The following is a 14,230-nucleotide window of genomic DNA, read 5'->3' as shown; positions in this document are numbered from 1 at the left end:
GTGCCCCCCGCTGGTCCCTCGCTCATGACGAGAGTCTGCGGGTTGGTGCTCTGAGCCCCAACGTTGGACCGCCAGAAGCTGGAGTTTTCCGGCTCTGTCACGATGACGGGCTGGTGACGCCATCGGGATAGTGCATGGCGATCGGTACGTTGTATCCGATCGCACTGTGTGGTCTGTCCTCGTTATAGTGTCTACGCCAATCCTCCAGCTTTTCGCGGGCGTCCGCAAGACACATGAACCAATGGGCGTTCAGGCATTCCGCGCGGAGCTTGCTGTTAAATGCCTCGATGAACCCGTTGTCCGTGGGTTTTCTGGGCCGTGAGAAGTCCAGCGTGACATGGTTGGCGTAAGCCCAAAGGTCCAGATCCCGCGAAATGAACTCGCTGCCGTTATCGACCCTGATCGTTTTCGGATAGCCGATCCGCCCGCAGACCTGCTCGAGCGTTTGCACGACATATTCGCCTCGATAGCTGAAGCGCGGATCAGCCGCCGGGCAAAGTCGCGAATGCGTGTCGACGATGGTCAGGATGCGGAGTTTTTTACCCAAGGCAAGCTGGTCGTGATCGAAGTCCCTTCCGGTAGATTGCGCCTGCGCAATCGCCTTTCGGGCAATGCATCGCCCAGACATCGTTCGGCCCAGTGGCCTCCTGGCGGCCTTCTCTGAGCTTTGCCTTCACCCTGCGCTTCGGGAGCTTGTTCCTGAGCTGCAGGCCCAACTCGTTGTAAACACTGCGGGTCTTCTTGATATTGATGATCCATCCCTCCCGTCTCAGAAGCACGTGGACGCGCCTGTAGCCATAGCGCACACGCGTTTCTGCAATCTCCTTGATCCGTCGCTCGACGGCAGCCTGGTCCGTCCGCCGGGACTTGTAGTGGTAGGTGGAGGTGTCGAAGCAGATGGCCCCACAGGCCCTCCAGATCGACACGCCCCAGTCGACGCACATCCCGGTGACGATCTCGCGCAAACGGTCAGGCTTCAGAGCTTTCGCCGTATGACATCCTGAAGCATTTCCCGGTCCAGCGTCAGATCGGCTACGATCTTCTTCAGCCGGGTGTTCTCATCCTCCAGCGCTCTCAGCCGGCGCATCTCGTCCGGCAGAAGACCCCCTCCAGTTGAAGTACGTCGCCTGGCTGATCCCCGCCTTGCGGCAGATCTCCGCGACCGGCGTACCTTGCTCGCCCCGTTTCAGGATGAAGGCCTTCTGCGCCTCCGTGAACTTCGATGCTTTCATGCGATTCCGCTCCTCTCCCAGCCAGGGAAACTTAGCGGAAAACTCCATCTCCGAACGATCGAGTTTTCAGGGGGCAGAGCAGGTAGGGCAGACACTATTTCATGGTGAGGGATTTTGCGGGGGGGGCAGAGCAGGCACGTCAGCTTGGCAGAAAGGTCTGCCCGACCAGAGTAAGAGTGTCATCAGCCGAAATTCCGGTCGTTTGGCGACCATTCACATTTGCCGCCAAACCTGTTTTCCGGAAGATATTTCGGACCGGATTTGCAGTTTCACATCTCAGTGGTCACAGGCGCACGGAATAGCTCATCCCGGACTGCCCGAAACTGACAATGGATGTGACATAGGCCTCCTGGCGATCTTGCAAAGCGTCGAGCAGAACATGCCCTTCGTCTTTTGCAACTGGGATATTGTCGGCAACAATCACGGAACCCGGACGAAGACGCGGCTCAAGCAGGTCCAAAACGGGCACATACAGATTTGCAGCGCCATCCAGAAAGAGGAAATCAATCTCTGGTCCCTCACCGGCCAGGGTTTCCAGCGCATCCCCGACCCTGATATCAGCTTCCAAGCCAGCCGCTACCAAATTGGACAGGGCACGGTCAGCTTTTTCGGGGTGGAATTCTGAACCGGTCACCCGACCTCCCGTTTCGGCAGCTGCAGCAGCAAGATAGAGAGTGGAGATGCCGAAAGAGGTTCCGAACTCAACAATCTCCTTGGCGCCTTTTGCCAGGATTTGCCCGTACATAAACCGCCCTTCTGCGGGACCGATGGACAGATAGTTCGTCCGGTGAAAGTCAGATATGCGAAAGTCCATTTTCTGCGGGTTCATGCCCGCAGGACGTCCGCTTGCTTCCCAAGCTGCACGCCGGTTTTTCTTTTGTTCCAAAGATGCCGCATGCTCCCGTTCAAGCACTGCTGACAGTTTTGCATCGTTCAATTTGACCATTGTTTTTCCTATCTCCGCTGTCCAATTAACACAGTCACAGACCAGCACACTGGCTGGCCTGTGACCCGGTCCGAAATCCCGCTGACCTCAGCCGTTCCGGTTCCAATAGGCCCGCACATAGGCGTCTTGCGGATCCTTTCCCTGAGCCCGGAAGAACTCTCTCATCCGCATCGCGTCCTGGCGCTCGGCGGCAAACCACAGGAAGTGATCAGGCGCTGCGCTGCATTGCTCTTTTGCGAATTCAGAAAGATGCTTGTCTTTGCCGCGTGTGATCCAATTGATCGAAATGCCTTCTGGCGCCACGATGGGATAACCGCAGTCCGCGCCGTTTTCAGCTTCCAGAGTCACAGTGCCCTCTGCGCCAAGCAGGGAGTTTGTCGAGGATATGGGCGATAGCCGGAAAGGCCGTCTCATCCCCGAACATCAAAACCTTATTGTTATCCAGCAGACCGCCGCCGTTGCTGCCGCGTCCGATCATTGCCATACGGTCACCGGGTTGCAGTTGCTTGATCCATTTTGAGATCCGTCCGCTTTCATGCAGGAAGACGTCGAAATCCATTTCACCGGCTTCAGGATAAAGCGTCCGGGATGTATACACCGGGCGGTGAAAAGCCTTATCGCCTTTCGGCCACACTGCATTTCCGTTTTCATTGACATATGGCCACTCAGGGGCATTGCCGGTCTCCGGCGGCAAAGCAATGCCGAAATGAATGCTGGTGTCGTCGATGAAAGACAGATTTGGCACCTGCAACCGGACCCGCACAAAGGCAGTGCCAAGAGGCTCCACAGACAGAACTCTGGTCAGCTGAAGATTGGGCGGCATTGCGCCAACATCGGAGGCGTTGGCCCATTGCAGTTCCTGAAATGTATCTGGCTGAAGTTCTTTCAGGATCTTCCCGATCGTGCCTTTCAGCTTGAACAGTTTGTCGGGCCGGTCAGAGGCTGCGGTAAGGACAATCGCGTCCTTCTGTTCCTTGAGATACATGTAACCGCTTTTCATACGCACCGAGAGGCCATGCTCCGGCGTGTGTGTCACTTTGTGGTGCGGTTTTTTTGCCCGTTCCTCAAAGCTTTCGCGCAGGAAATTCATATTCAAACCGCAAATGGTTGCATGGTCGGTGAGTTCGTGGGGGACCTGATATGTCATAGATATCTCATGTTTTGTTCAGCGCCGTCATCAGACGAAGGTGCGGGTTTGCTAGGTTTTCATGCGGGCACAGATCCAAATCTCTGCCGCTGCGGTTGGTTTATTCAGGGGCCTGTGTACGTCATCGGGTCAGTACAACGGGGCATTCACGGACAGGATGTTTCAAAACGCAGACATCCTGCTGATAAACGGTCGAGATGTTATCTTCCGTCAGCACATCCCAAGGGGCACCAGTCGAGACAAGGCGTCCGTTCTGCATCAAGGCAACCTGATCCGAATAGGCAGCCGCCAAATTCAGATCGTGCAGAACTGCGATAACGGTTGCTCCTGCGCAGGACTGTTCACGCGCGGACTGCAGAACGCGCTCCTGGTGACGCAAATCCAAAGCCGAAATCGGCTCATCCAGCAGAAGCACCTTTGTTTCCTGCGCCAAGACCCGGGAATACGTCGCGCGCGCTTTTTCGCCCCCGGACAGGGTTTGTGCATTCCGGCCAGCCAGGTGCTGAATCTCGGTTTTATCCATCGCCCAGGAAATGACGGCATCATCCTCTTCTGGGGGCAAGTCGCGAAAAGCACGAGACATCGCGACAATCTCCTTTACCGGATAGTTGAAACGGATCTCGGAGCCTTGGGGGAAAATCGCACGTTCCTGGGCAAACTCCCGAATGGACAGTTTCGCAATCGACCTGCCATTCAGCCAGATTTCACCCTGCTCCACATTTCGCTCGCCCGCTATCAGGGAAAGCAAACTGGACTTCCCGGCGCCATTGGGACCAACAAGCGCTGTCACGGTCCTAGGATGACAGGTCAGATTGACATCCTCAACCAGCGTCTTCCCGCCGATTTCGAGGCTTACAGAGTCGATTTTAATCATTGCTTTTCATCGCCCTTTCCGGCGCTGGATCATCCACAAGAAGAAAGGACCACCTAATGCCCCCATCAGAACTCCGATTGGCACTTCCCCAGGAGGATCCAGGGTACGGGCGGCAATGTCTGCAAGCATCAGCAGCAGCGCTCCACCCAATGCGGACAAGGGCAGCAGATAGCGATGCATGGGGCCGATCGTCAGCCGGACAATATGCGGGACAATCAAGCCAATGAAACCAATGGTGCCGCTGAACGAAACCGCCGATGCAACCAGCAGTGCAGTGATCACAACCAGCCAGCGCCGAAGAGTGATCACATCCACCCCCAGGTGGCGGGCCTGACGTTCCCCCAGTGCAAGAAGGTCCAGCTGCTTTGCCCAGATCTGCAGGAACAGGAGCCCAACGACAGCTGGCACAATTGTGATACCCACGGTCAGCCAACGCGCCGAGGACAGCGAGCCCATTGACCAAAAGGTCATCGACATCAGCTGGTCCGTTGTGGCGAGGTACGTCATCAGACCGCTGATCGCCCCACAGATCGAGTTGATTGCGATCCCGACCAGCAAAAGCCGGGAGCTGTCCGCGCCGTCGCCATCGGGCCGCGAAAAGGCATAGATCACCATTGTGGTGATCACCCCGGCGACAAAGGCGCCAAACGGCAGCGTCCAGACCCCTAATGAGGAAATCCCCAGCACAATAACCAGGATTGCCCCTAGCGAAGCGCCGGATGAGACACCGATAATGCCGGGATCTGCCAATGGGTTACCAAAAAGCCCCTGCATGGCAGCGCCGCAGGCAGCCAGAGAGGCGCCGATGATAACCGCCGTGACGGCACGTGCCAGACGCAGATCCCAAACCACTGCCGCGTTCAGCTCTTCGATCTCATTCAGTTCAGCACCAGTCAGACGCGACGCCAAAGCCGAGAGCACTTCTGACATGGACAGGTTCAACGGCCCCATTCCAATCGACAAAAGAAAGGTAAGGAGCAGTGCAGCAATCGCCAGCACTGCTGCAGAAACCTTGAATGACGTGCGCCTACGCGACAGATCCAGAGAAAGTTCTTTTGCCATCACGGAAACATTTTCTGAAGAGCGTCATAAAGCGCAGTGGTCGCAATGCCGCTCGAGGCAGCATCCGCCCGTACGTGCATATTCCGCATCAGCACAATCCTTTCGTGCTTGCCTGCAGGTGTGTAGGTCAGACCTGGAAAATCAGACCACAAATTTTTCAGGTCGCCCACAATATCAATTTCCACCGAGGCAAACAGAATCGCATCAGGGCGCATCTGAATAATGCCTTCCTGAGTGGCGCGACGATAGCGGTTGAGCCCAATTGCACCCGCAGGGTTTTCTGCGCCCACCCGCTTGATCAGATTGTCTACCGGTGTTTCCATACCGCCGACGCTGAAATTGCCACCGGATCCATAGCGGGAAACATGGATGAGTTTGCGCACCGCGCCTTCTTCCAGTTTGCTTGCAACCGCCTCATAATCCGACAGGATCATCGTGCTCAGCTTTTCGCCTTGCTCTTTCATGTCCAATACAGAGGCAAGGTGCATCACCTTCTCATTTGCAGGATTGCTTTGGTCAATCAGCAGCGTTTTGACGCCCAATTGCTCTAACTGTTCCCGCAGCCGGTTGTACCTGGGGTTTGAGGCGATAACGACGGCTGGCCGCATGGCCATAATGCCCTCAACACCGGGGCGTTCCTTAAAGACATGAGGAATGGTGTCAGGCACCTCCAGGTCGCCGAGCCCGTGGGCGGGCAATAATCCGGTCGAATGCCCCCAGCGCGCCGGCGATTTCCAACAAGTCCAGATCCAGCAGGACAATGTCACGCTTGGCTTCTGTATTCTGTGCCAGGTCAGTATCCGCCGAAACATCCGGGTAAGCCGGTGTGCCCGAGATATCAATCGTTTCGGAATTTGCAATCGACCCGGCAACAACCAAAACAGAAGTCAGTAACGTTCTCATACAGGTTTTCATGATCTTGTCCTCAGGCGCCAGCCACCCACCGTTCAACGGTGGCTGGTCATATAGGCGTTTTTGTCAGAACGATGTGGTCAATCCGACGAACAGCTCAGCGCCCGTCGAGGGTCGTTCCGTCCACGGACTGCAGAACTTCCCGATCAAACACATTGTAAACTGTTGCATTCAACCGCGCGGCATCTGTCACTTGGTAGCTCACACCCAAATCAACCAAGGTGCGCGCCGGGCTTACTGCCGAATCCAGCAACTCCGATGTTGCTTCACTGCGATATGTGAGGCTGCTCCAAACATTTGTTCTTTCGTTTGGCGCCCAGCCAAGACGCAGGTTGAAGAGATGATCCGGCACTTCATTAAAGGAATTGCCTGCATTTTCTCCCGTCAGATATTCGCTATCCGAATAAGTATAGTTTGCACGGACATCAAAATTCCCCAACGGGATATCAAGCGTTGCCTCGATCCCCTGCAGCTCGGCTTTATCAACATTCACATATTGGCGAATAAAGTCTCTTGTTTGGCCATTAAAGGAGCAAGAAGCCGGAGTACCGACAGGTGTTTCGCAGATAACTTCCTGATCAATTTTGTTGTCAAACTTTGTGTGGAAGGCAGTTACGCTCGCCTGCCAGCCTGCGGCACTTTGATAGGCAACCCCAACTTCGAAAGTGTCTGTTCCTTCCGGCTGCAGATTGGTGTTGCCGATATCCCAAGCAGCGCCGCGCCCAGACTGTTCAACAATGTTGCCATCTGCCTGCTTAAGCTCCGGGGTCAGGAAGCCTGCGCTGTATCCCCCTCGCAGCGTTACCGCGTCATTAAGACGATACACGGCATAGAGGCGCGGGGTGACCGTGCTGCCGTAATTCTCATTCTCATCAAAGCGCAATCCTGCCGTGAGTGTCAGATCCGGAGTGATTTCCCAATCATCTTCTGCAAAGACACCAAATTGCCACCGCGTCAGGTCAGTATTGACCGACCCAATGAAACGGGCCCGCTCATGGCTGGTCGCCTCATACCTGTAATCGAATCCGAATGTTGTCTTGTGGTCCTGCCAGCCGACCGTGGTTTTGCTGTTCAGGATCGTCACATCATAACTGGAGAGATACGCCGAGCTGCAAAGCAGCAACAGCTGGATCCAAAGCGCCGTTGTCTATATCAACGCGCTCGTGGGACAGATAGCTGACCGTTTCAGCCCCATTGTCCCATTTAAACGTATGGGTCAGCGCGCCATACGTCCGCTCTGTATCCACATAGCTGTTCGTGCGGCTGCTGGTCACAGACGTAAGCTCATAGTCCAAATCCGAGCGGCCGATTTCGAACGCCAGATCCTGGCGGTCTGACATAATCCAGTTCAGTCTTGCGCCATGAGTGTTCAGTTTCCCCTCAGGGAAACCGCCAACATAGCGATCCTCGGCACGCTCGGATGTGTCACCGAACAGGGAGAGATTCAGCCGCCCAGCAATCAAAGGCCCTGTCAGATAGTATTGCAGTGTCTTGTCATCGCTGCTCTGGCTGTTTTCCTGAAGCGTGTATCCAAGTGTCACCTCACCGGTCCACACATCCGATGTTTTCTTGGTGATAACATTCACAACGCCGCCCATTGCGGAGGTCCCATAAAGAGAAGACATGGGGCCGCGGATCACTTCGACTCGTTCAATCATCGCATTGGGAGGCAAGAACGTGGTCAGCTGACCCGCGCCCCATCCGTTATAGTATGCACTCTGAGAAGCGCCCAGGGGCTTACCATCCACCAGCAGAGCAACGTAATCTTCGCTCAAGCCCCGGATGGTTATATCCCCACCTAGCAGCTTGCCCTCCTGCTGAATGGAGACACCAACGGAATCTCCGATCAAATCTACGATGGAATCGCCTGGACGGCTTTCAATTTCAGAACGATCGATCACTGTAACCGATGCAGGCGCATCAGAGAGCAGCTGTTCAAAACCAGTCGCCGTAACGAGAATCGGATCGAGCTGAAACACTTCCCCGGAGCCGGTCTCATTGGCGTTGCCATCAGAAGTCTCAGCGAAAACCAGTGTGGGGAAATGCAAGACGATGCTTGCAAGTGGAATAAGCGCATGCCGTGAAGTAAAGAGAGTCATTGTGTCTGTCCGCCAGCCTAGCAGTATATTGAATGCTGCAGCCGCGGTTGCGACGGCTTAACACTCAGTTTCTTTTTTTTGGCTTGCAAACGTGGTGACGGTGGCTAGCTTTTCGAGGTGCCGTGAGGCGCGCACCCAGAGCTCGATCCAAATCAGGTGTTTTAGTCAGGTTTCCTAGGTCGGATCGACCAACGGCCGAAAAACGTCGACCAATGACCACTCGTTGGAAACCGCAAGTTGGACCTGTCACGCTTTGATACCGCTCCGATTTCTCACTTATGCAGCTTGCGCCTCGAAGGCCAAGGGACTTTTCCAGCCGAGAGCTGAATGCTTACGGCGCGGATTGTAGAAGCCGTTGATGTATTCGAAGATTGCCAGTTCCGCAGCCCCCCGTGCCGGCCATGGACGGCGCCAGATCAACTCGGCCTTGATGGTCTTGAAGAATGTTTCGACCGCTGCGTTGTCGTAGCAGTTGCCTTTCCCGCTCATCGAGACCTCAAAGCCATGCTGACGCAGGATCTTATGGTAGACGTGAGAACAATACTGGCTTCCACGATCCGTGTGATGGATGCATCCTTGGGGCGGTTGCCGCAAAGCAATGGCCATCTTTAATGCCCGGATTGCCAGATCACGCTTCATCCGGCTGCTCACCGCCCAGCTGACGACACGCCGGGAATGCAGGTCAAGGAACGAGCCTTTGTCCGCCATTGGTCCGAGGACAATGGCGAGTGCGAGATAGAGCCAGCCTTCCTGTGTCCAGACATAGCTGATGTCGCCCGCCCATTTCTGGTTCGGGCGATCCGCCGAGAAGTCACGATCCAGCAGGTTTGGCGCGATGTTGAAGCTATGACTGCTGTCGGTTGTTGCCTTGAACCTCTTGCTCCGCTTCACGGAAATACCGTTCTCGCGCATCAGCCTGCCAACACGGCGATGGCCGACATCGATGCCCAGTTCCTTCAACTCCTCGGTCATCCGCGGACGGCCATAGCTCCCCAGGGACAGGGCGAACTGCGCGCGAATGTGGGTCAGGACCACCATGTCATTGCGCTAGCTGTCGCTGAGCGGACGACTGCGCCAGGCTCGATTTCCTCGAGGGCTGACATCCATAATCTCGCAGAGCCGGTTCACCGGGATTTCGGTGCGGTGTTCTTCAACGAAGGCAAACCTCATTTGCATCTCTCCACGAAGAACACCGTTGCCTTTTTTAGAACGTCCCTCTCCTCCCGGAGCTGCCGGTTCTCTCTGCGCAGTTCTGCGGCCTCGCGCTCGAGGTCGGATTGCACTGCCGGCTTCTCGGGGTTCTTGCGTTCCTGCTGGATCCACCGGCTCAGCGTTGAAAAGCCAACACCGAAGTCAGCGGCGACTTGCTTGCGGGAAAGCCCGCTCGTCAATGCGACCCGAACCGCTTCAGCGCGGAACTCCGGGCTCGGTCGTGATGCCATGTCTGTTCTCCTTTGCGACACGATACGTGCTCAAAAGAGCGGCACAATTCCGCGACAGGTCCAAGTCTTTAACACTGACGAAGATTGTCGGTGACGGAGAGCTTCCACTTGCTTTCTTCTCGTAAGGCTCCGGCGGCGACCGCCTGACCCCGGGATTGATCCGATGGTAAGTCCGGTCTTATGTCCGACTTCAATAACCGCCCTTAAATCAAAATTCTTTCCACTGCCGATGATGATCGCCGCCGGGGTTGGTCAGATGATGATACACTGCGCATCGTGGAGGAGAGCTTTATCGACCACCTGTAAGCGGCTGCCACAACGCGGCGGCATGGCATTTGCCCGTCGCGTTTGACCACCTGGTGGCGGCAGTATCGAAACGGTGAGCTTGGATCTTCCCGCCCGATGCCGTTCGCGCCGGAGACCGTGGCAAAGGGAGTTCCCGCTTCGCAGGCAAATCCGGTTGATCCCTGTCCGCATCCGGACTGTCAAGTTGAGATAGCCCTGCGGCGTTGTTACAGAACTCTCACTGCTAAGGATTCACATCACGACTCCATGCAGTTAGATAGGGCCGATGAGTAAGCCCGCACCTGCCCGCTACCGCACGACGAATTGGTCCGGCTACAACGATGCGCTCAGGAAGCGCGGTTCGCTTCTGATCTGGCTGGATAAAGAGATGACCTGGCTCGCGCCGCACGAAGGACAGCCTGGGCGCCCACCGGTCTTCTCGAACGCGGCGATCCAGTTCTACCTGTCGATCAAGGTTCTGTTCAAGCTTCCCCTCCGGCAGACCGCCGGAATGGTCGCCAGCCTTCTGCACTTGGCCGGGCTGGACTGGCCCGTTGCTGATTTCGATACGCTGTGCCGCCGACGGAAAGCACCGGCCGTCCAGATCCAGTAAGCTCAGCGGGAAAAGGGACAGTCAGGCCTCAAGAAGGAGTTCTGCAACAATGCCGTGAGGATGCCCCACCCTAGACGAAGTCTGATTCAGCTTGGATTCAGCTGGGTTGTCTATCGCCTGAAGAGTTCAGTTTGTGAGGCGGCACAATGACAAAATCTACTTCAGCTGACAGCGATAAACAGTTCACTGTTCGGATTCTGACCAATCGGGTACTTCCTCTCGCATTTCTTGCGGTAATGCTTTCGTTATTGGTAGCGGCATTCTGCACGTCGAAAACCCTTCAATGGTCTTCCTGTGATGATCCTTCTGTGAAGGCCTGCCTGACCGGCACAATAGAGGAGCCAAGCCTTCCTCCGAAAATCATTCATCAATACAGCGACGACACGGCGTCGCATGCTTTCATAGGGATTGCTAAGGCGCATTTTCCCGATGATGGCCAAATTTAAATCCGGGGCAGCAGGTATGTCCGGAGTACGTGAATTTATTCTATTTGTCTGGAATGAGCAAAAGGTCGTGGGCGCCATCGTTTCGGCCGCCGTTGCTGTGGTTGCTCTCTTTGCCTTCAACTTCTTCAGCGAGCTGATGTTCTTTTCTGATCCCGGAAATCTGAACCGGCCTGTTGAACCTTGGATGTCGATGCGCCTCGTTGCCCAGTCCTGGGGTGTTCCGAAGGAAAACATGATCGAAGCTCTTGGGTATCCCGACGACACACCGATTGATGAGCTGCCGCGAAAGGTGTCCGAATACTTGGGCGAGCGCGGGCTGACAATCGCTGAGTTCCAGGCTCTGATCGAACAAACACAAGCGAAACTGAGAGGAGGGATGTGGCAGTGACTGATGCATTTCTTGCGCTCATCCCGACCTACGGCCCTTGGATCATATTCGTGTCGGTTACCCTCTCCTGCCTAGCAGTCCCTATCCCCTCCTCGCTGATGGTTATGACCGCAGGAGGGTTTGCCGCAGCCGGTGACTTCCTGTTCCTAGAGCTCGTCGGGTTTGCCTTTGTTGGATTTGCCGTAGGTGATCAAATTCTGTATTGGGCATCACGTGGGTTTGGGACACGGCTGATCGCAAAACTGTTGCGCAGACAAAGGGCCAGCAAAGTAATAGAACGTGCGCAGACACTGATTGATCGACGGGGGCTGTTTGCTATCTTCCTTACCCGCACGGCGCTTAGTCCACTTGGCCCCTATGTCGGTTGTCTTTCCGGCGCGCTCAAGCACTCATGGGTGAACTTCACACTGCCTGCACTAGCTAAGCGGAGTCGTTTGGACGATATGCTACGCAACATTGGGTTTCACATTTGCGGGGCACATATCGCAAATCGCATCTCTGATCACCGGATCAGTTGGCATGATTGTCGCCGGAACGGTGGCTGTCGTCGGCGTTATTGTTTTGTATAATAGCTATGCCCAGCATGCGAAGGGCAGCAAAGGCGACCCAAATCGCGCCTAGTGCCAAATGCAAACCCATGCCTTTAGAGGCAACTCATAGATCTGCAAAAAAATTGAGAATGACATGCGTGTCCTTTTGGTTGAAGACGACGATTTGATCGGGGATGCGATACATGCCTCGGTGAACGGCAGCGGATATCATGCCGATTGGGTCAAAAATGGACTGGACGCTGAAGATGCGCTTGCCACATCTGAATTTGACCTTGTCATTCTCGACCTCGGGTTGCCAGGGCAAGACGGGATCAGCGTTTTGCGCTGGCTGCGCAAGAACCACAGGTCTGAACCCGTTATCATCCTGACCGCCCGCAGCGCGGTGAAGCACAGGATAGAGGGGCTCGACCTTGGCGCGGACGACTACATGGTCAAACCCTTCGATATGGAGGAACTTCATGCAAGGGTTCGCGCGCGGATACGCAGATCGCACGGCAGGTCTGAACCGGACTTGATCCACGGGGAGCTTTGCGTGGACCCTGCCGCCCGTAGCGTGCGGTATAAGGGTGAACCGGTCGAACTGTCATCGCAAGCCTACCAAGTGTTGGTTGCCCTGCTGGAGCGCACAGGCCGGGTGATCTCAAAGGATGAACTGGCAGAAACACTCTACGGATGGGATGAAGGACCGGAAAGCAATATCATCGAAGTCTATGTGTCTCAGATCAGGAAGCGCATTGATCCTGGGCTGATCCGCACCATCCGAGGAATTGGCTATGTCGTTGATGCGGAATAGAGTTTGGGGTCGGTCCGTTCGCCAGCGCATCCAGTGGCTTGTAATCCCTTTGCTGGCGATCGCGATTGTTGTGGCATCCACAACCTTGTTCGTTTCGGCCCGGCTCAAAGTCTCGAATCTGCTGCAGGAACAAACCGACATTCTGGCCATCGCAACGACCACAATGGCAGGCGATCAGATCGGACCACGTTCCGAAGAAATGATCCGCAAAAGCATCGAAGCCTATAAGGGCAAATTCGTCATTCGCATTCGTGATGCTGCAGGCAGGACCACGTTTAACTCCAAACCGGATTTGCCACCGTTTTCGCGCCAGGAAATCGGCGAAAGCATGATTATCAGCCACGGCGGTATCTGGCTTGTCCGGCGCTACAATTTAAGCTCCGGGGGCGAACTTGTTATCGGCCGCCCGCGCGAGGAGTCGGACAAGATCGTCTGGCAAGTGGTGCTTTCGGCCCTGATCCCGCTGCTTCTCGTTTTCGCCGCCTCGGTTGCTGCAGTTCTTTACGCAGTGCGCATCGGGTTGATGCCCTTGTCAGATTTGTCGAACGAGTTGGGACATCGGACGGCGGATCGGCTGGACACCCTGAACACGGCCGGGCGCGGGGAGGAGCTGGTGCCGATCGTTACTTCCCTGAATGGGCTGTTTGACCGGATCCAAGAGGCTATGCGTCGCGAAAGGGAATTCATTGATGACGCCGCCCATGAAATTCGGACGCCACTCGCTGCGATAAAGGCGCAGATACAAGTGATCGACAGGTCCACGTTAGATGGAGATGCGCAAAAGCGCTTTGACAACATTTTGCTGGGTGTGGATCGGGCCGCCTCGATGGCCGACAGCCTGCTGGATCAAGCGAAAGCCGATCAAGGCCGGGCACCTCAGTCCCTGGTAAAGGTCGCGTCGGTGCTGCGGAGGTCCATTGCAGATCTTTTGCCCGTTGCCGAACGCAAAGGCATCAAGCTCGAACTGTCAAAGACGGATGGATCTGTTTTTCATTGCGCACAACAAGACTTGCAAACAATCATGGGCAATATCCTTTCAAATGCTATCAAATACTGTGCCCAGGGGGCGCAGATTCAGGTCAGTCTAAGTTCTGGCAGAATTGCGGTGGAAGACAGCGGCCCTGGAATCCCTGAAGACATGCGTGACAAGATTTTCGAACGTTTTGTTCGTCTTGAGTGCAACGCGGTACACGGGGCGGGACTTGGGTTATCAGTTGTCCAATCCTTGGCTAACGCAAACAGCCTGAAGGTCGCAGTGGTGGATGCCGTCGCCTTGCAAGGCGCCCGCTTCGAAATCTGGCAGCCTGAGACCGACGCGGTCTAAAAGACTGGAAGTTCTATCTTTTTCGTTTGCCTACCATACCATTCAGCCTGGATTCAGGTTGGCACCCCAAGTCCGTTTCATCAGAGAGCAAAACTCCTATTGTCCGGCCGAGAGGT

General features: G+C 55.4%; 13 protein-coding genes and 3 pseudogenes. 6 read left to right on the top strand and 10 right to left on the bottom strand.

From position 1 onward, the window contains the following. Positions 1–97 precede the first annotated feature (97 nt). From L0Z65_RS01720 to L0Z65_RS01675, 10 genes and pseudogenes are all read right to left on the bottom strand, one after another. Positions 98–1,232, bottom strand: a pseudogene (locus L0Z65_RS01720) (IS3 family transposase). A gap of 283 nt (positions 1,233–1,515) precedes the next feature. Next, the gene (locus L0Z65_RS01715; RefSeq protein ID WP_202820930.1) at positions 1,516–2,226 is read right to left on the bottom strand and encodes an O-methyltransferase; all 711 of its coding nucleotides are present in this window, start codon (positions 2,224–2,226) and stop codon (positions 1,516–1,518) included. A gap of 39 nt (positions 2,227–2,265) precedes the next feature. Next, positions 2,266–2,526, bottom strand: coding sequence for an SIP domain-containing protein (locus tag L0Z65_RS01710; protein ID WP_405110206.1), 261 nt, complete (start codon positions 2,524–2,526; stop codon positions 2,266–2,268). Beyond that, positions 2,510–3,325, bottom strand: a complete 816-nt coding sequence (locus tag L0Z65_RS01705) for a siderophore-interacting protein (protein WP_405110203.1) — start codon at positions 3,323–3,325, stop codon at positions 2,510–2,512. The genes L0Z65_RS01710 and L0Z65_RS01705 overlap by 17 nt, the downstream gene beginning before the upstream one ends. A 121-nt stretch (positions 3,326–3,446) precedes the next feature. Further along, the gene (locus tag L0Z65_RS01700; RefSeq protein WP_096871994.1) at positions 3,447–4,199 is read right to left on the bottom strand and encodes a heme ABC transporter ATP-binding protein; all 753 of its coding nucleotides are present in this window, start codon (positions 4,197–4,199) and stop codon (positions 3,447–3,449) included. Positions 4,200–4,205: 6 nt separating this feature from the next. After that, positions 4,206–5,261 (bottom strand): FecCD family ABC transporter permease, encoded by a 1,056-nt coding sequence (locus L0Z65_RS01695; RefSeq protein WP_405110199.1) that lies wholly within the window; start codon positions 5,259–5,261, stop codon positions 4,206–4,208. Then, a complete protein-coding gene (locus L0Z65_RS01690) occupies positions 5,261–6,121 on the bottom strand; it encodes an ABC transporter substrate-binding protein (protein ID WP_405110196.1) in 861 nt (286 codons plus the stop codon). Before L0Z65_RS01690 ends, L0Z65_RS01695 begins: the two co-directional genes overlap by 1 nt. A 149-nt stretch (positions 6,122–6,270) precedes the next feature. Further along, on the bottom strand, positions 6,271–7,296 hold the full coding sequence (locus L0Z65_RS01685; RefSeq protein WP_405110193.1) for a TonB-dependent receptor domain-containing protein: 1,026 nt from the start codon (positions 7,294–7,296) through the stop codon (positions 6,271–6,273). Beyond that, positions 7,259–8,272 (bottom strand): TonB-dependent receptor plug domain-containing protein, encoded by a 1,014-nt coding sequence (locus L0Z65_RS01680; RefSeq protein WP_405110190.1) that lies wholly within the window; start codon positions 8,270–8,272, stop codon positions 7,259–7,261. Before L0Z65_RS01680 ends, L0Z65_RS01685 begins: the two co-directional genes overlap by 38 nt. Positions 8,273–8,548: 276 nt before the next feature. Beyond that, positions 8,549–9,714, bottom strand: a pseudogene (locus tag L0Z65_RS01675) (IS3 family transposase). A gap of 571 nt (positions 9,715–10,285) precedes the next feature. On the opposite strand from L0Z65_RS01675, the pseudogene L0Z65_RS01670 reads away from it, so the two are divergent. From L0Z65_RS01670 to L0Z65_RS01645, 6 genes and pseudogenes are all read left to right on the top strand, one after another. Continuing rightward, positions 10,286–10,606, top strand: a pseudogene (locus L0Z65_RS01670) (transposase); the annotation flags it as partial. A gap of 152 nt (positions 10,607–10,758) precedes the next feature. Continuing rightward, positions 10,759–11,058, top strand: coding sequence for a hypothetical protein (locus tag L0Z65_RS01665; RefSeq protein ID WP_405110187.1), 300 nt, complete (start codon positions 10,759–10,761; stop codon positions 11,056–11,058). After that, entirely contained in the window at positions 11,042–11,446 is a 405-nt protein-coding gene (locus tag L0Z65_RS01660) for a hypothetical protein (RefSeq protein WP_405110184.1), read from the top strand. The genes L0Z65_RS01665 and L0Z65_RS01660 overlap by 17 nt, the downstream gene beginning before the upstream one ends. Further along, positions 11,443–12,015, top strand: coding sequence for a DedA family protein (locus L0Z65_RS01655; RefSeq protein ID WP_405110181.1), 573 nt, complete (start codon positions 11,443–11,445; stop codon positions 12,013–12,015). The genes L0Z65_RS01660 and L0Z65_RS01655 overlap by 4 nt, the downstream gene beginning before the upstream one ends. A 115-nt stretch (positions 12,016–12,130) precedes the next feature. Further along, positions 12,131–12,790: a response regulator transcription factor gene (locus tag L0Z65_RS01650; protein ID WP_405110178.1), complete on the top strand. Its 660-nt coding sequence runs from the start codon at positions 12,131–12,133 to the stop codon at positions 12,788–12,790. Continuing rightward, positions 12,771–14,114 (top strand): ATP-binding protein, encoded by a 1,344-nt coding sequence (locus tag L0Z65_RS01645; RefSeq protein WP_405110175.1) that lies wholly within the window; start codon positions 12,771–12,773, stop codon positions 14,112–14,114. The genes L0Z65_RS01650 and L0Z65_RS01645 overlap by 20 nt, the downstream gene beginning before the upstream one ends. Positions 14,115–14,230 lie beyond the last annotated feature (116 nt).

The organism is Phaeobacter sp. BS52, from assembly GCF_045040595.1.
GTDB classification, from domain to species: Bacteria; Pseudomonadota; Alphaproteobacteria; order Rhodobacterales; family Rhodobacteraceae; genus Phaeobacter; species Phaeobacter piscinae.
The sequence above is the reverse complement of the archived record's forward strand: the minus strand, read 5'-3'. Positions and strand labels throughout refer to the sequence as shown.